At 63.3% G+C, this 15,925-nt stretch carries 16 protein-coding genes; 11 read left to right on the top strand and 5 right to left on the bottom strand.

Going from position 1 to position 15,925, the window contains the following annotated elements; all coding sequences use genetic code 11:
• Positions 1-17 precede the first annotated feature (17 nt).
• The 10 genes from IQ25_RS01875 to IQ25_RS01830 all read left to right on the top strand — a co-directional run bounded on the left by IQ25_RS01875 (position 18) and on the right by IQ25_RS01830 (position 10,164).
• A complete protein-coding gene (locus IQ25_RS01875; RefSeq protein ID WP_144901691.1) occupies positions 18-2,159 on the top strand; it encodes a prolyl oligopeptidase family serine peptidase in 2,142 nt (713 codons plus the stop codon).
• A 68-nt stretch (positions 2,160-2,227) separates the two neighbouring features.
• Positions 2,228-4,459 (top strand): prolyl oligopeptidase family serine peptidase, encoded by a 2,232-nt coding sequence (locus IQ25_RS01870; protein ID WP_246415399.1) that lies wholly within the window; start codon positions 2,228-2,230, stop codon positions 4,457-4,459.
• 127 nt (positions 4,460-4,586) lie between these two features.
• A complete protein-coding gene (locus IQ25_RS01865) occupies positions 4,587-5,183 on the top strand; it encodes a hypothetical protein (protein ID WP_144901689.1) in 597 nt (198 codons plus the stop codon).
• A gap of 125 nt (positions 5,184-5,308) precedes the next feature.
• Positions 5,309-5,842: a hypothetical protein gene (locus tag IQ25_RS01860; protein WP_144901687.1), complete on the top strand. Its 534-nt coding sequence runs from the start codon at positions 5,309-5,311 to the stop codon at positions 5,840-5,842.
• Between the two features lie 97 nt (positions 5,843-5,939).
• On the top strand, positions 5,940-6,263 hold the full coding sequence (locus tag IQ25_RS01855; protein WP_144901686.1) for a DUF1476 domain-containing protein: 324 nt from the start codon (positions 5,940-5,942) through the stop codon (positions 6,261-6,263).
• Positions 6,263-6,496: a BolA family protein gene (locus IQ25_RS01850; RefSeq protein WP_144901683.1), complete on the top strand. Its 234-nt coding sequence runs from the start codon at positions 6,263-6,265 to the stop codon at positions 6,494-6,496. The genes IQ25_RS01855 and IQ25_RS01850 overlap by 1 nt, the downstream gene beginning before the upstream one ends.
• 24 nt (positions 6,497-6,520) lie before the next feature.
• Positions 6,521-6,844, top strand: a complete 324-nt coding sequence (grxD, locus tag IQ25_RS01845) for a Grx4 family monothiol glutaredoxin (RefSeq protein ID WP_144901681.1) — start codon at positions 6,521-6,523, stop codon at positions 6,842-6,844.
• A gap of 313 nt (positions 6,845-7,157) precedes the next feature.
• The gene (locus tag IQ25_RS01840) at positions 7,158-7,943 is read left to right on the top strand and encodes an NUDIX hydrolase (RefSeq protein ID WP_181447176.1); all 786 of its coding nucleotides are present in this window, start codon (positions 7,158-7,160) and stop codon (positions 7,941-7,943) included.
• A 393-nt stretch (positions 7,944-8,336) separates the two neighbouring features.
• A complete protein-coding gene (locus IQ25_RS01835; RefSeq protein ID WP_144901679.1) occupies positions 8,337-8,798 on the top strand; it encodes a hypothetical protein in 462 nt (153 codons plus the stop codon).
• Positions 8,799-8,880: 82 nt separating this feature from the next.
• On the top strand, positions 8,881-10,164 hold the full coding sequence (locus tag IQ25_RS01830; RefSeq protein WP_407070577.1) for a metal-dependent hydrolase family protein: 1,284 nt from the start codon (positions 8,881-8,883) through the stop codon (positions 10,162-10,164).
• A gap of 4 nt (positions 10,165-10,168) precedes the next feature.
• On the opposite strand, the gene IQ25_RS01825 is transcribed toward IQ25_RS01830, so the two are convergent.
• Positions 10,169-10,603, bottom strand: a complete 435-nt coding sequence (locus tag IQ25_RS01825) for a hypothetical protein (RefSeq protein WP_144901675.1) — start codon at positions 10,601-10,603, stop codon at positions 10,169-10,171.
• A 38-nt stretch (positions 10,604-10,641) separates the two neighbouring features.
• Positions 10,642-11,022 (bottom strand): winged helix-turn-helix domain-containing protein, encoded by a 381-nt coding sequence (locus tag IQ25_RS01820; RefSeq protein WP_144901673.1) that lies wholly within the window; start codon positions 11,020-11,022, stop codon positions 10,642-10,644.
• Positions 11,023-11,089: 67 nt separating this feature from the next.
• Here IQ25_RS01820 and IQ25_RS01815 point away from each other — a divergent pair, with 67 nt between their 5' ends.
• Positions 11,090-12,247 (top strand): aminotransferase class I/II-fold pyridoxal phosphate-dependent enzyme, encoded by a 1,158-nt coding sequence (locus IQ25_RS01815; RefSeq protein ID WP_144901671.1) that lies wholly within the window; start codon positions 11,090-11,092, stop codon positions 12,245-12,247.
• Here IQ25_RS01815 and IQ25_RS01810 read toward each other — a convergent pair.
• The 3 genes from IQ25_RS01810 to IQ25_RS01800 all read right to left on the bottom strand — a co-directional run bounded on the left by IQ25_RS01810 (position 12,222) and on the right by IQ25_RS01800 (position 15,833).
• Complete coding sequence (locus IQ25_RS01810; RefSeq protein ID WP_246415400.1) at positions 12,222-12,548, bottom strand: alcohol dehydrogenase catalytic domain-containing protein; 327 nt, start codon at positions 12,546-12,548, stop codon at positions 12,222-12,224. The genes IQ25_RS01815 and IQ25_RS01810 overlap by 26 nt on opposite strands.
• On the bottom strand, positions 12,545-13,282 hold the full coding sequence (locus tag IQ25_RS01805; protein WP_144901669.1) for an SDR family NAD(P)-dependent oxidoreductase: 738 nt from the start codon (positions 13,280-13,282) through the stop codon (positions 12,545-12,547). The genes IQ25_RS01810 and IQ25_RS01805 overlap by 4 nt, the downstream gene beginning before the upstream one ends.
• Before the next feature lie 121 nt (positions 13,283-13,403).
• Positions 13,404-15,833, bottom strand: a complete 2,430-nt coding sequence (locus tag IQ25_RS01800; RefSeq protein ID WP_144901667.1) for a TonB-dependent receptor — start codon at positions 15,831-15,833, stop codon at positions 13,404-13,406.
• Positions 15,834-15,925 lie beyond the last annotated feature (92 nt).

Below are 15,925 nucleotides of genomic sequence, written 5' to 3'. Positions count from 1 at the left end.
CAGTCGAAAGTCCCCCCATGCCATTGCGCCCATCGTTACTCGCTGCTGCGGCGGCGGTTGTCTGCGTTTCTGCCCCAATCCATGCCCATGCCGGAGAGACGGCCTTGAACTACCCGAAGACCGAGCGCGGCCCGGTGGTCGAGACCTTCTTCGGCGAGAAGGTGGCAGATCCCTATCGCTGGCTGGAAGCCGACGTTCGCGTCGACAAGAAGGTGGCTGCATGGGTGGACGAGCAGAGCACGTTCACCGACGCCTATCTCAAAGGCTTGCCGGAGCGCGCCGCGTTCGAGAAGAAGCTGACCAACCTGTTCGACTTCGAGCGCTATGGGCTTCCGGTCAAGGCCGGGAAATATCTGTTCTTCCGCCACAATACCGGGTTGCAGAACCAGTCCGTGCTCTATGTCCGCAATGCGGACGGGAGTGGTGAGCGGCGGGCTCTGATCGATCCGAATGGATGGGCCAAGGACGGCGCGACGGCGCTGGATGATTGGCTGCCTTCGCCCGACGGCAGCAAGGTTGCCTATTCGGTGCAGGATGGCGGCACGGACTGGCGATCGGTCAAGGTTATCGACGTCGCCACCGGGCAGGTACTTGCGGATACGATCCAACACGTGAAGTTTTCGCGCCTGACCTGGGCCGGGAACGATGCGGTGATCTATTCGCGCTTTCCCGAACCCAAGGCGGGCGAGGCGTTTCAGGCGGTGAGTTCCAACCAGTCGGTCTGGTATCACAAACTCGGGACCGGACAGGGCGAGGACCGCCAGCTTTACGCAACGCCGGACAACCCGCGGCTCTATCATCTGGCACAAGTGACGCATGACCAGCGCTGGATGGTCGTTTCGACGAGTACGGGCAGCGAGAAGGGCAATGCGGTGGGTATCGCCGCCGTAGGCAGGGGTGAATGGACGGTCCGTCCGCTTATCACGTCGCTGTCCGATGAATGGACGCTGGTCGAAGGCGTGGGAGACCAGTTGTGGTTCATCACCAGCATGGATGCGCCGCGCAAGAAGATCATGCGGGTCGATCTTTCGGGCAAGGAACCAGTGTTCACCACGGTAGTCCCGGAAAGTGCAGCCGTGCTCGATCTGGCCAGCATTGTCGGCGACCGTCTGATGCTTAACTATTTGCGCGACGTGAAGGCGGAACTGCGGGTTTCTGGACTCGATGGGCAGGGAGTCACGACGGTTGCTTTGCCCGGGATTGGCAGCATTGCTGCCGTTGTGGGCGAGCCGGGCGATCGGCAGGGCTATTTCGCGTTCAGCGGCTTTACCCAGCCTGCGACGATCTATGCCTTCGATGCGGCAAAACCTGCATCGGCGAGCGTGTGGGAAGCGCCCAAGCTGGCCTTCGATCCGGCGGATTTCGAGACCCAGCAGGTCTTCTATCCTTCAAAGGATGGCACGAAAATCCCGATGTTCATTATCCGGCGAAAGGATCTGAAGGGGCCGGTTCCGACGATCCTCTACGGCTATGGCGGGTTCAATGTCTCGATCCTGCCGGGATATTCTCCGGCGCGCCTTGCCTGGCTTCAGGCGGGCGGGGCCTATGCGGTAGCAAACCTGCGCGGCGGCGGAGAGTATGGCGAGGCCTGGCATCTGGCGGGCAAGGGACCGACCAAACAGAACGTGTTCGACGATTTCATCGCGGGCGGCGAATGGCTCAAGGCCAATGGCGTGACCAGCAAGGATGGGCTTGCGGTCGAGGGTGGTTCGAATGGCGGGCTGTTGGTCGGCGCAGTCGTCAACCAGCGGCCTGACCTGATTGCGGCGGCGCATCCGGCAGTCGGCGTGATGGACATGCTGCGCTTCGACAAGTTCACGGCGGGGCGCGAATGGGTGTTCGACTATGGCTTTCCGGAAAAGGAAGCCGACTGGCGTTTGCTGCGCAGCTATTCGCCCTATCACAACGTCAAGGCAGGCACGCCTTATCCTGCCGTACTGGTGACGACGGCGGATACCGATGACCGCGTGGTGCCGGGGCACAGCTTCAAGTATGCAGCGGCGCTGCAGGCAGCAGGACTTGGCCCCAAGCCGCAGCTGATCCGCATCGAAACGCGCGCCGGGCATGGATCGGGCAAGCCGGTATCGAAGCAGATTGAAGAAAGCGCTGATGTCTTCGCGTTTCTGGCGCACTGGACGGGTCTTACGCCGAAGGACTGATAGGCAATCAGGCCATCTCCCACGCCTTCACGTGATGTGCTAAGTCACTGGCAACGATGATGTGGGAGATGGACAGGTTCGGGCGGCGCCTTGCTGGCGTCATGCTCATGGCGGCGCTGCTGTTGCCGGCGCAGCCTGCGCTTGCCGATAGTGCTGAGGTCGCGCTGCCTACAACGGGTGGCGGGTCTGCGCCTTCGGTGCTTCCCCGTCTCATCTTGCCGCGCAGTGCCTATCCGACCACTCGAGACGACGGTCTGGTCGAGCAAGTGTTCGGGCAGCGAGTAGCCGATCCTTTCCGGTGGCTCGAAGCCGATCCGCGCAGCGATGGCGACGTAGCCAGGTGGATCGCGCAGCAGAATGCGCTCAGCGGCGACTATCTTGCCCGGCTGCCGGGGCGCGAGCGCTTTGCCAGCCGCATCCGCGAACTGTTCGATTTCGAGCGCTATGGCCTGCCTCGCAAGGCGGGACGGAGCTACTTCTACAGCCGCAATACCGGGTTGCAGAACCAGTCTGCACTGTGGGTGCGAAAGGGTGTGGGCGGCGAGCAGCGCCTGCTGCTCGACCCCAATGGCTGGAGCGCAGACGGATCATTGGCGTTGGCGCAGTGGGAACCTTCGCCTTCTGGCCGCTATCTTGCCTATGCCGTGCAGGAAGCGGGGAGCGACTGGCGGACGCTGCGGGTGGTCGAGGTCGGCACGGGCCGGGTGCTTGACGAGCGGTTGCAATGGGCCAACGACACCGAAATCGCGTGGGTGGGTGAAGAGGGATTCCTGTACTCACGGTTTCCGGCACCCAAGGCAGGTGATGATCCACGGGCGCCTCGTTTCAACAAGGCGGTATGGTTTCACCGCATCGGCACGGCGCAGGACGTGGACGAACTGGTCCATGCGACGCCGGACCACCCTGAGTGGAGCCACAAGGCACTGGTGACCAGCGACGGACGCTGGGCGGTGGTGGTCAGCGAAGTCAGCACGGACAGGCGCAACGCGGTCCACCTGATCCAACTGGAAGGCAGACCGGCGGGCCAATGGAAGGTCCAGCCCCTGGTACCCGAGATCGCCGACCACTGGAAGCTTGTGGCAGGGATCGGCGACCGGCTGTGGTTCCTGACCGACCGGAGCGCTGCGAACTATCATCTTGTCAGCATTGATCTTGCCCGTCCGAAGGACGGCTGGAAGATCGTGGTGCCCGAGCGTGGCAACACGCTGGAAGGCGCGCGTATGATCGGCGACCGCTTCCTGCTGTCGTACCTCAGGGATGGGCAGACGGTGGCGGTGATGACCGACCGCAAGGGCAAGCCGGGTCGGGCGATCACGCTCAACGGGATCGGCACGGCAAGCGGCTTTGGCGGGCGGCCGGGCGATGCAGAGACATTCTACCAGTTCACCAGCTTCAACCTGCCGCCTGCGATCTATCGCATGGACCTGCACAGCGGTGCGGTGACGCCGTTTGCGGTGCCGAAGATGGCGTTCGATCCAGTGGACTACCTTGTCGAGCAGCGCGAGTATCCTTCGCGCGATGGCACGATGGTGCCGATCTATATCGTTCGCAAGCGGGCGCTGGCGACGGCAGGCAAGCCGGTGCCGACGCTGCTCTACGGATATGGAGGCTTCGACATTGCGCTGACGCCCGGATATTCGCCGGTGCGCATGGCCTGGCTGGAGGCGGGCGGCGCCTTCGCTCTGGCCAATGTGCGCGGCGGGGGCGAGTTGGGGCGCGGCTGGTATGAGGCCGGGCGACGCGACAAGAAGCAGAACAGCTTCGACGACTTCATCGCGGCGGGTGAATACCTGATCCGCGAGGGCATTGCCGCCAAGGGCGGGCTTGCGGTGCAGGGCGCGTCGAACGGCGGGCTGCTGGTGGGCGCGGTGGTCAATCAGCGGCCCGACCTGTTTGCCGCGGCAAATCCCGACGTGGGTGTGATGGACATGCTGCGCTATGACCGGTTCACCTCCGGGCGGTTCTGGGTCGACGACTATGGCAGGCCCGATCGCGAGGAGGACTGGCGGACGCTGCGGTCCTATTCGCCGTATCACAATATCGCAGATGGCAAGGCTTACCCTGCAATACTCGTAACCACCGCAGAGAACGACGACCGCGTAGTCCCGGCGCACAGCTTCAAGTACGTGGCGGCCTTGCAGGCGGCGCAGATCGGGGAGCGCCCGCATCTGCTGCGCGTGGAAACGAAGGCAGGGCACGGGGCGGGCAAGCCGGTGGAGAAGGTCATCGGTAGCGGGGCCGATGTGCTTTCGTTTCTAGCTTATTGGACCGGCCTGGGGAGCGAGACCGCTCAGCGCTGATACCGTTCAGGTTCATGTCGATTTAGCTGAACGAAAGCTGTCGTCATGGTTCAGCGTTATCTCACGGCGAATCAGGCAATCCTTCATGCGTGGCGGGAAAGGCCCGCCGGACTTAAGGACCTGCACCATGAAGACTCTACCCAAGGCCCTCGTCGGAACCGTTGCCGCCGCTGCGGTTGCGGTGTCTTCGGCAACGCCGGCAGTTGCCCGCGACCATCGCGGCGGGATTGACGGCGGCGACATCATCGCTGGCGCGCTGGTGATCGGCGGCATTGCCGCGATCGCTGCTGCGGCAAGCAACAACAACGACCGCCGCGACTACGATCGATACGGCTATGGGGACGACTGGCGCGGCCGCGATGGCTGGAACGACCGGCGTTATGGTGACGGTTACTATGGCCGGGGCAACCCGCGCCAGGCGATCGAGCAGTGCGTGCGTACGGCTGAGCGCAATGCCTCGCGCTATAGCTATGGTCGGGCAGACGTGACCGACATCCGCGACGTGCGCAACACCCGCTGGGGATATGAAGTGCGCGGGCGGATTGCGGTGAACACGCGGGGTCGCGACTGGCGCGATGGTGACCGCTACTACGGTCGCGGCTGGGGCGGCGACTATCGCGGCTGGGACAACTCGCTCCGCGGCTATGACAGCGGATCGTTCAAGTGCAAGGTTGAGCGGGGACGGGTGGTCGATATCGACTACAGCGGCATTCGCGGGCTTTGAACGATGAACAGGCAGGCGGTTCAGGCATCGGAAAGCCTGGGCCGCCTAGCCTTTAACGTATAGACGGGACTCCGGCTGCCCGCCTGTGGATCGGGGCAGGTAGCCGGTTGGAAGGGAACGACATCATGGCAGGACGGATTGCGAAGATTGCGCTGGCGGGCGCTGCACTGGCCACCACGCTCCTGCCGGTTGCGGCACAGGCGAATGGGCGCTGGGATCGTGGTGGCTGGGGCGGGCGCGGCTGGCATCGCGACCGTGGCGGCATCGACGGAGGCGACGTGCTCGCAGGGCTGCTGATCATTGGCGGGATTGCCGCGATCGCGACAGCCGCAAGCAACGCCGAGAAGAAGAACCGCAATGCGCGCGAGGACGACGGCTATCGCTATCGGCCCGAGGACGATCGTCGAGACGAACGGCGCGACGAATGGCGCGACCAGAGCGGTTCGACGCCGGGGTCCAGCGCGCGCGGCCTTAACGATGCCGTGGATGCCTGCGTTACCGAGGCAGAGCGCAATGGCGATATCGAGGAAGTCTACGACGCCACGCGCAACGGCGATGGCTACCGGGTTTCCGGCACGCTCCGCAATGGCGATCGCTTCTCTTGCGATGTGAGCCGCGAAGGTGGCGTCCTGCTCGACCTGCGCAAGGGGCGCATCTGACGCACCTGAAGCCGTGTTTCTTTTCGTGATCCCTTGCGGCGGGGGCCTGGTCTGATTATCGGCAAGGTGATCTCGTTTACACAGAGGATACCGGCCGATGACCATGTTCGACGATCGCGAGAAGGCATTCGAGGCCAAGTTCGCCCATGACGAGGAAATGCTGTTCCGCGTCCATGCCCGCCGCAACCGTCTTTTGGGCACTTGGGCTGCCGAGCGCATGGGGCTCGATGCTGCTGAGACCGAGGCCTATGCCAAGTCGGTCGTGCAGGCAGATTTCGAGGAATCGGGCGATGAGGACATGATCCGCAAGGTGCTGGGCGACTTGATTTCGGCCGGCGTCGACATCGACGAGAGCGATGTGCGCCTCGCGCTTGAGGCCAAGTCCGTCGATGCCCGTCGCCAGTTGATGGGCGAAGTCTGATGGCGATGCCCGCCGCCGAGATCGAGGCAATGATCCGTGCGGCCTTGCCCGATGCGGTGGTCGAGATCACCGATCTGGCGGGCGATGGCGATCATTATGCCGCGCGCGTGGTTTCAGCCGCGTTTGCGGGCCTGCCGCGCGTCAAGCAGCACAAGCTGGTCTACGAGGCCTTGGGCGGACGCATGGGCGGCGAACTGCATGCCTTGCAACTGACCACTGCCGTTCCCAATTGAGAGCGGAAAGGAAACCGATCCCTCATGTCTACCGAGCAGCGCATCTCCGAAATCGTCAATGGCAATGACGTCGTCCTGTTCATGAAGGGCACGCCGCTGTTCCCGCAGTGCGGCTTTTCGAGCAAGGCAATTGCCATCCTCGAACACCTTGGCGTTGAATACGCCTCGGTCGACGTGCTGCAGGACATGGAAATCCGCAGCGGCATCAAGTCCTACTCCGACTGGCCGACGATTCCCCAGCTCTACGTGAAGGGCGAATTCGTGGGCGGCTCGGACATCATGATGGAAATGTTCCAGGCGGGCGAACTGCAGCAGCTGATGGATGACGCGGGCGTCAAGGCCGCCTGATTTACCGGCTTTCCGGGCAGAGATTGCAAGGGCGCGGTCGGCAATGCCGGTCGCGTCTTTTTTTGTCTTTCGGTTTGACAGGAGGTCCCGGGAGAGGCGGAGCCATAAGAGACCGGGGGGACTGGCTCCGCCTCGAGAAGAAGCTACTCTTCGGGACGACAGTGACTATGCAGGCATCGTGCCAAACTTTGGGAATCGCTGAATTCTGCAGTTTTAACCTGAGGTTGCAGTACTTGCGAGAATGCAGTTGTAAAATGAACCGACATGTGGAGCGGGCTTGGCAAGCGGCGCTGCGCCAGACATGATGCAGGCGATGGAAACGCACGATATCGAGCCCGAGAACTGGCTGAGAAAGACAACCCCTGCGGCAACGGTGGTTATCTTCCGGCATGATCCGCTGGGCGGACCGCCCCAGATTCTGATGGTCGAGCGCAATGCCAGCCTGAAGTTTGCAGGCGGCGCGACAGTGTTCCCAGGCGGCAAGATCGACGAGGCAGACCGCGAACTGGCGGCGCGCATCGGCGGCGACCTCGATGACATGGCTGCGCGGGTTGCGGCTGTACGCGAGACGCTGGAGGAAACCGGGCTGGTCGTGGGGATTGACGGCGTCGTTGATGGCATGCTGGCTGCTCAGGCGCGGCGCATGCTGATCTCGGGCGGTGATCTGGCGCCGGTCCTCGATGCCTTCGGCTGGAGCCTTGCGCCAGAACGACTGGTGCCATTCGCGCGATGGTGGCCCAAGCATCGGACTGAAAGAATTTTCGACACCCGCTTCTATCTGGCCGATCTCGGCACGGGGGCGGTCGACATCGAGGTCGATGCCACAGAGAATCGGCACTTGTTCTGGGCGAGCGCTAAGGGGGCACTCGATCTTGCGGAAAAGGGGAAGATCCGGGTGATCTTCCCGACGCGGCGCAATCTGGAACGGTTGGCTCTGTTCGGCAGCTTCGGGGATGCGAAAGTCCACGCAGAGGCAACGCCGGCCGGCACGATCAGCCCGTTCATCGAAAAGCGTGATGGCCAGCCCTGGCTGATGATCCCGGAGAACCTTGGTTACCCGGTGCTGGGCGAGCCGCTCGAAATGGCGCAGCGGGGCTGATCCGCAATCTTGCGTAGGGCTTGGCTAAGCGGAAGTTGAGGGCGGGGCGGCAGGCTGGCGGCGTCGATGCCTCAACCCCTCCTCTCGATGGACATATCCACGGCCCCCGTAGAGGAGGGCCGCACGTCACGCGATGGCCCACGCGAGGCGCACGCAATTGATGCTCCCGTCCAGTCCCCCGTTCATGCTTTGCAGTATGAGATCGCCCAGGCGCACGAGGCCGATGCGGAAGCTGATTCGCGGGATGAGAAGGCTCCAGGGTGGATCAGGCTGGGATTTGCGGTCATCGCATCGATAATGTTATGGACTGCAATCATAGGCTTAATCCGAACACTCGTTTGAGCACCGCGTGCCGTAACGAATTGTTGAGAAGGGGCATGCAAATTCCGCTGCATGCGTAGCCCACTCGACATGTTGACCCCAGGTCAGATCGCCCGCTCCGGCCGCTTCGTCGCGCTTGCGACCGCGCTTTCGCTAGGCTTCGGATACGTTACCGATACGCTGACGCCGACCATGGCGGGTGTCGGATCGTTCCTTCTGGCAAACGCATTGCTACTGGCAGCGCCGCGTCAACGCGCAACGGAATTGCTGGGTGCAGTGACGGTGTGGCAGTGCTTCGCCGAGTTTCTCTCGACGATGCAGAGCGGGCAATTTGCGATGTGGCGCCTGGCAGTGTCGATCGCGACGCTGGGGTGCGTCATGGCGGTGATCCGGGTTCAGCACATCCGTGACCTTACACGCCAGAGTCCGGATATCCGTCTGGCCGACCTTGACCGACGGACTGTCGGCGGCATCGGTGTGCTGCCGCGCACCGATGCGCAATTGGCCGAACTTCGCCACGAAGAGGCCGCCTGAATCGGCATTCGCAAAAGGTTGCCAATTCGCATTGTTGCGCGCGCCATGACCGCTATGCTGAAGCCAACCGAAAGGATGGCTGATGCGTCTGATTTCCCGCGTTCTCGCCGCAGCCCTGGCGCTTTGTGCAGAGCCCGCACTCGCCGCTGACAAGCAGGAGGCGCTGACTTTCCTGCGCCCCGATGCCGTGTTCGATGGCGAGAACGCGGTTCTGCACAAGGGGTGGGCCGTGCTGGTGCGTGGTAACCGCATCGAAGCCGTCGGTCCCGACATTGTCGCGCCCGCGCAAGCCTCGGTCATAGCTCTGCCCGGCATGACGCTCATGCCTGGCATGATCGAGGGGCACTCGCACCTTTTCCTGCACCCCTACAACGAAACGCCGTGGGACGATCAGGTCCTGCACGAACCGCTCGCCTTGCGCACGGCACGGGCCACGGTCCACGCTCGCATCACGCTGATGGCGGGGTTCACCACAGTGCGCGATCTTGGGACCGAAGGAGCCGGCTATGCCGACGTCGGGCTCAAGCAGGCAATCGAGCAGGGGATCGTGCCAGGGCCACGCATGCTTGTGGCGACGCGGGCAATCGTTGCGCCCGGAGCCTATGGACCGCGCGGTTTCGAGCCCGGTGTTGCCGTGCCGCTGGGGGCCGAGGAAGCGGGCGGGCCGGAACTGGTCAATGCGGTGCGCCGCCAGATCGGTGCGGGGGCTGATCTGGTCAAAGTCTATGCCGATTATCGCTGGGGACCGGGCGAGCCAAGCCGACCGACGTTTACCGAGGGCGAGTTGAAGGCGGCGGTCGAGGCGGCCCATAGTGCGGGACGCGAGGTTGTGGCGCATGCCAGCACGGCCGAAGGGATGCGGCGCGCCGTGGCAGCGGGCGTCGATACCATCGAGCATGGCGATGAGGGCACGTCGGAAGTCTTCGCGGCGATGAAGGTCAAGGGTGTGGGCTTCTGCCCGACACTTGCGGCAGGCGATGCCATTGCGCGGTACCGCGGATGGAATGGCGAAGCGCCCGTGCCCAAGGGCGTGCAGGAAGGTTTCGATGCACTGGCCAAGGCGCGCAAGGCTGGCGTGGCGATCTGCATGGGGGGTGACGTCGGCGTCTATGCCCATGGCGACAATGCGCGCGAGGCCGAACTGATGGTCAAGGGCGGGATGACGGCGGCGGAAGTGGCCATCGCGGCGACGTCAGGAAATGCGAAGATGTTCGGGCTGGGGGATCGGCTTGGCACGGTAAAGGCAGGAATGCTCGCCGATCTGGTTGCAGTAGAGGGCAATCCGCTCGCCGACATTTCGGCGATCCGCAAGGTGGCGTTGGTGATGAAGGACGGCGTATTGTGGAAGGGACCGTTGGGGCGCTAGACGGTCACCAAGGATTCAGCGCCATCAGTGTTGCTGCATGCGATGGAATTATGCCAAGCAAGTAGCCAATTTCGTCGAAAGTGATGTCTGGTCGTTCACGGCTCAGATCATGGGCTGTGGCAACCAAGGCGTGACAATTCGGATCCAAGAATTGTGCAATCTGTCCGCTTTCACGCTCCAGCCGTAGCACTGAGGCAAAGTCGAGAAAATCTTCGGGCCAGATGGCGTCGGTAACGATCCCTGCAGCGACCCTGGCATCTATGCGCTTCATGCAATAATTGTCATGAACCCTCTCTTCCTGTGCGATCATCCAGAACTGTTGGCAGTTGATGCAACGAGACAAGTACAGCCACCACTGGCGTCCTCCGTGGTCGCAAACACGATCAAGCGAACCAAGCACTTCCTCATCTCGTTGCGAACCCATGCCAATGACGGCCACGTCACCGAGTTCTGCGCAGCCGCATTCCGTTTGCGATCTCAATTCCTGTCACCTTTCTGGCTTGCCTTTGGCTCAGCCAGCATGGCTGCGGCAAGGGCCTGATAGTCCGGGCAGTCTGAGCTTCCTTGCAGGCGGTCCTTCAGGGCGCGGTAGTGGTTCAGCACGGCTTGTCCGAATGCGGTAAGCCTTGCCCCGCCGCCCTTCGCACTACCGGGAGAGGTTTCGACCAAGGGCTGTCGCCAACAGCGGTTCATGGCGTCGACCAGCAGCCAGGCACGGCGATAGCTCATGTCCATGGCGCGGGCGGCGGCGGAGATCGAGCCGTGCTGCGTGATCGCGTCAAGCAGATCGGCCTTGCCGGGGCCCATGGCGATTTCATCGCCGCAGTAGAGTTGGATCTTGAGTTTGAGGCGCTGCATCGCGAGGCAGGGTATCGGGGCGAGGGGCGGGGTTGCAACTTGTTTCGGTGGCAACTAGCACGCTGCGATGATCGCTCAAGTCGAACCGTTTCACGCCATTGCTGTCTCTCGCCTTGCCCATGACATGGAGGCCGCAGGGGCGAGCGTGATCCACATGGAGTTCGGGCAGCCCTCGACTGGCGCTCCGGCCAGATCGATCGCCTTGGCGCACGAAGTGCTCGCCAACGAGGCGATGGGATACTGGGAAAGCGTGCCGCTGAAGGAGCGGATCGCGCGCAGCTATGCCGACAACTATGGCGTGAGCGTGGAGCGCGAGCAGGTGATCCTGACCTGCGGGGCATCGCCTGCCTTCGTCATGGCGCTTTCCTGCCTGTTTCGGCCCGGAGCGCGCATTGCGCTGGCTCGGCCAGGATACGTTGCCTACCGCAATTCGCTCAAAGCCATGTACCTTGAGCCGGTCGAGATGGAATGCGGGCCGGACGAACGATTTCAGGTGACCGCGGCTGCAGTCGATGCGCTCGAGCCGGTGCCTGATGGCTTGATCGTGGCGAGCCCGGCCAATCCGACAGGCACGATCATTGAGCCTGCGGAACTCGCCGCTATTGCCGATGTCTGCCGCCGCAAGGGAATCCGGGTGATTTCGGACGAGATCTACCACGGGCTAAGCTATGGCGCGAAGGCCGCTTCGATGCTGGAGCATCTGCCCGATGCGGTGATCGTCAATTCGTTCTCGAAGTATTTCAGCATGGCGGGCTGGCGTTTGGGCTGGCTGGTCGTGCCGCCTGCGCTGATCGATGCGGCACGCGCGCGGATGGGCAGCCTTTTCCTGACGCCGCCTGTTCTGGCGCAGAAGGCCGGACTGATGGCCTTCGAATGCCGAGACGAGCTGAACGGGCATGTCGAGACCTACGCGCGCAATCGCAATATCCTGCTGGAGGCCCTACCCAAACTTGGGCTTGGGCGCATCGCCCCGCCGGACGGGGCATTCTACATCTACGCCGATGCCAGCGAGTTTACCGATGACAGTCTGGCGCTGTGCGAGGCGCTGCTGCGCGATACCGGCGTGGCGACGGCGCCGGGGCTGGACTTCGATCCGGTGAACGGCAAGCGCTTCATCCGCTTCAGCTTTGCGGTCTCGACGCCGCTCGTCGAGGAAGCGGTTCGCCGGATTGGGCCGTGGTTTGCCGCGCGGCGCAGCGTCAGTCCGGCACAAGCACCATCTTGACCACGCCCGACAGGCATGAGCGACACGCCCCACAGCCTACAGCCGCCGGGATCATCACCTTCTGTCCGACTTTCAGCCGGTGTACGGCGCGGCCCACCTCGACGACCTCGCCGACGGCTTCGTGGCCAACGCAGAAGCCGACGTCCTCGGAAAAGCCGTGGCCGTGGTAGATGTGCAGGTCGGACCCGCAGATGGAACAGGCATCGACCTTGACGATGGCATCCCTGTCCGATTGCGGCGCAGGATCGTCCAAGCTTTCGTGGCGGATGTCGCGGGTGCCGTAGTAGCGCAGCGCCTTCATAGGGTGAGCCCTCCATCGACGACGAGCGTGTGGCCGGTGACGTAGGAGGCCAGGGGCGAGGCGAGGAAGATGGCGGCTCCGGCCATGTCCTCAGGCGTGCCCATGCGGCCTTGGGGAATGCGCGCAACGGCCCCGGCGAGGCGGTCCGGGTTTGCGGTCGTGACCTTGGTCAGCTTGGTGTCGACGAGGCCGGGAGCAAGGCCATTGACGCGGATACCGTCTGCGGCAAAGGCTTGGCCCAGTGTCTTCGTCAGGCTTACCGCGCCAGCTTTCGAGGCTGCGTAGGCGGGATTGCCGATGTTCGCCTTGAAGCCCGAGACCGAGCTGACGATCACGATTGAGCCTTTGCGTTCGGCAAGTTGCGGGCGGAACTTCATTGCGCAGTGCATCACGCTGTCGAGATTGACGGCCATGACCTTGTCCCAGCCTTCGCGGGCAAATTCGCCGCGCTTGTAGACGACAGTGCCCTGACAGAGGATCAGCGCATCGAGCGTGGGGAATGGGCACGGTGCTGTCGCGATCGCATCGGGATGGCCGACATCGACGCAGGTGTAGCCGAGACCCGAAAGGTCGGAGCCATCCGCCGGGTCGTAGTCTGCGGCAGACGCGCGCGTGCCCCAGACGTGGACAATGGCGCCGCGCCGGCGGAAAGCATGGGCCACGCCGTTGCCGATGCCGCTGGAGCCGCCGACGACCAGCACGTGCTTTCCTGTGAAGTCGGTATCGTCAGTCATCGCTCTCCCTTTCGGTCGCTTGTGCGCGACTCCGGCTGTCAGCTTAGCGGCCCAGCCTGATTGCAAAAGGCCCCCGCCATCGGGTGAGGGCGAGGGCCTTTCGTGCGTCTGGCGCGCTAGCTCAGAACGATGCGCGGACGCGGATGCCGTAAGTACGCGGCGCGCCCGGATAGGCGTTCTGATCGCCCGTCTGGAGCGGGGTCGGGAAAGACTGGGTGAACCAGGTCTTGTCGAAGAGGTTCTGGACCCAGCCTTCGACCAGCAGGCCGGTCTTGGGCAGCTTGAAGCCGAGGTTGGCGTTGACCAGCGTGACGGGGCCCTGTTCGGCGGTGGTCGCGGTGCTGATCAGCTGACGGCTCTGGTACTGTGCCTGAACGCGAGCAAGCATGTGCAGGTTGTCGTTGACCGGCTGGTCCAGGTTGAGCGTCGCATTGCCCGAGAACTTCGGGCTGAAGCGGAAGCGCGAGTCCGACAGTACGGGATCGATCGTGGTGTCCTTGCCGTACTTTGCGTGCGGGATCCATGTTCCGTCGAGGCCCAAGGTCAAGCTGTCGCTCAGCTGGAACATGTTCTCGACTTCGAGGCCGTAGTCCTTGGCGGACCTGGCATTGAGCACGGTGAAGCGCAGGCCGATGAACTGCGCGATCTGGAGATCGGACAGGTCATAGTAGAAGAACGCCACGTTGGTGCGTGCGCGGCCGCCAAGATATTGGAACTTGCCGCCGACCTCGAAGGCGTTGACCTTCTCCGGCTTGTAGCGCGGGTTGAGCGGTGCCTGTGCGGGAGCATTGCCGAAGAAGCCGATGCGGATCGCTGCGGGCAGGGCGTTGTAGACGGCGGCGTTGTTGATCAGCGTGCCGGCTGCGTTGACGTCCATGTTGACGCCGCCTGCCTTGAAGCCGCGGTTGTATGTGGCATAGAGCATGACGTCATCGACCGGGCGATACTGCAGGCCGAGCGTGCCCGAGAGCGCCTTGTTGGTGGTCGTGGCGTCATAGGCTGGCGAGGGGGCAATGCCGAGCAGGGTGAAGACGTCGGTCGGCACAGGGCGGTAGAAGGCGTTGTTGAAGAAGCCGCGCTTTTTCTCGACCGAGTAGCGCAGGCCTGCGATCACATTGACCTTGCTGGTGACGGCAAAATCGAGGTGGGCAAAACCGGCATAGGATTTGGCGGTGCCGCCCATCCGCTCGGTCGTCCATGTGCCGGGAGCGGCGAAGGCCGTGCCGGGAGGCACGCCGAGGCTGGCGAAGATGGCATCCCAGTAGAACTGTGCCTGGCTTGCCCACGGCAGGCTGCGGCCCATCTTGAGCTTTTCGTCGGAGAAGAACAGGCCGAACACCGCCTCGGCATTGAGCGCCGGGATCTTGGTGTTGTAGGTCAGTTCCTGCGAGATGAAGCGGCTCGAGAAGCTCTCGTTGTAGCGGAAGATGTCGGCGCCTGAGAAGTCGGGGTCGAGATCGCGCTGGTCGACGGTGAACTTGCGTACCGAAGTGACGGACTTCAGCGTACCTTCGCCGACCTGAGCATCGATGAGCAAGGTGCCGCCGTAGTCCTCGATCTCCTGCATGCCGTTGCCGTTCAGGGTCTGCTCGAACTTCGACGGGTCGTTCGAGGGCAGCTTGCGGCCGGTCGGGGTCATGGACGAGGCGGGGATCAGGCCTGCCAGTACGCCGAGGAACTGCTGGCTGCTGGCAGGCTGGTAAAGCGTGAGCAGATCGATGATCGGCTGCGTGGGGCCATCAACGAATGGCGAGGTCGCATAGCAGCAGTTGCCTTGGCTGTGCGAATAGTCGCCGATCAGACGGACGGTGAGGTTCTCGCTCGGCTCGAACAGGAGCTGCGCCTTGACCGCGCGGGTCTTGTTGTCGTTGAGGCTCTGGCCGGTGGTGCTGTCGGTAAAGAAGCCGTCAGCGGTGGACGCAAGGCCAGCGATACGGAAGGCGACCTTGTCGGACAACGGCACGTTGATTGCACCGCGCGCGATCAGTGTGTCGTAGTTTCCGTAGGTGACTTCAACGGCGCCGTTCACATCATTGAACGAGGGCGAGGCGGAACTGAGCAGCAGTGCACCGGCAGTGGTGTTCTTGCCGAAGAGCGTGCCCTGCGGCCCGCGCAGGACCTGGAGATTGTCGATATCGAGGAAATTCTGCAGCGCGGCTGCGGCGCGGGTGCGGTAGACGCCGTCGATGAACACGCCGACCGAGCCTTCGAACGAGCGGCTGTTGCCGGTGGTGCCGAGGCCGCGGATCACGAGGTTCGCGCTCGACGTTGCGATGTTCGTCACGCGGAAGCTGATCGAGGGGCTGATCGCCTGAATGTTCGAGACGTTCTCGACGCGGGCCTGTGCCAGCGTTTCGGCATTGGCGGCCGTGATCGCGATCGGCACGTCCTGCAGGTTCTCGGTGCGGCGCTGCGCGGTGACGATGATTTCGGCCAAGCCCGGACCGGCCTGCTCGTCGGCCTGAGCCTGCTGGGCACGGGCGAGCGAAGGAGCGAGGGCTCCGGCCAGAACCGCGCCGGCAGCTGCGCTCCGCAAGAACATTGCTTTCATCCATACCTCCCATGCCGCGTGGTTGGCGGCTGTTTCATTTGACGGGGCCGCCTTTCTGGCAGCCTTCCTGTTTGACGACCTGACGTACCGCG

The organism is Novosphingobium taihuense, from assembly GCF_007830315.1.
Taxonomy (GTDB): Bacteria; Pseudomonadota; Alphaproteobacteria; order Sphingomonadales; family Sphingomonadaceae; genus Novosphingobium; species Novosphingobium taihuense.
The sequence above is the reverse complement of the archived record's forward strand: the minus strand, read 5'-3'. Positions and strand labels throughout refer to the sequence as shown.